The organism is Arhodomonas sp. KWT (assembly GCF_010993615.1).
In genome coordinates this window covers 1-1,020 of sequence record NZ_WNXE01000588.1, presented here as the reverse complement: position 1 = coordinate 1,020, position 1,020 = coordinate 1, and the positions used below count along the sequence as shown (strand labels likewise).

Sequence of the window (1,020 nt, the reverse complement as noted above, 5' to 3'; positions counted from 1 at the left end):
GCCAGGGCGCTCGCCACGAAGATCGAGGAGTAGGTCCCGACGCCGATACCCACGAGCAGCGCCTCCGAGAACGGCCGAATGAGCTCACCGCCCAGCACCGCCAGGGCGATGACGACCAGCAGTGTCGTCGCGGAGGTCATCAGCGTGCGCGAGAGGGTCTGGTTCAGCGACATGTTCGCCACGTCCACCGGGGTGCCCTTGCGTACGCGTACGAAGTTCTCGCGGATACGGTCGAACACCACGATGGTGTCGTTGAGCGAGTAGCCGATCACCGCGAGCAACGCGGCGAGCACCGTGAGGTCGAACTCCACGCCCGTCACCGAGAAAAAGCCCAGGGTGATGGTCACGTCGTGCACCAGCGCCGCCACCGCCCCCAGGGCGAAGCGATATTCGAAGCGGAAAGCGACGTAGGCGAGAATGCCGGCGAGCGCGTAGAGCATCGCCAGTCCGCCCTGCTCCTTGAGCTGATCGCCCACCTGGGGCCCGACGAACTCCACCCGCCGCAGCTCCGGCTGGCGGTCGCCGCCGCGGGCGGCGGCGAGGATGCGGTCACCGACGCGCTGCCCCGTGGCCCCTTCCGGGGGTACCCGGATGAGCACGTCCTTGGCGGTGCCGAAATGCTGGACCACGGCGCTGGTGAACCCGGCGTCCCCGATCTCGCTTCGCACCTCGTCCAGGGACACCGGCTTCTGGTAACCGATCTCCACCAGCGTGCCGCCGGTGAAGTCGAGCCCGAAGTTCAGCCCGCGCACGGCGAGCGAGCCCACGGCGATCAGGAGCAGGACGAGCGAGACGACGAACGCGATGCGCCGCTTGCCCAGGAAGTCGATCTGCGTGTCACGTTTGAACAGGTTCATGCTGGACCTCGCCCTAGATCGAGAGCCGCGCCTTGCGGCGGGCGCCGTAGATGAGATTCACCAGCCCGCGGGTGCCCATGATCGCGGTGAACATCGATGTCACGATGCCGATGGACAGGGTGACCGCGAAGCCCTTGACCGGGCCGGTACCGAAGGCGAAGAG

At 67.4% G+C, this 1,020-nt stretch carries 1 protein-coding gene; it reads right to left on the bottom strand.

The annotated features are described in order from the left end of the window. Positions 1 to 857: protein translocase subunit SecF (secF, locus tag G7A99_RS20940; protein ID WP_163143828.1), on the bottom strand; the 857-nt coding region annotated here is incomplete at its 3' end. Positions 858 to 1,020: the final 163 nt, after the last annotated feature.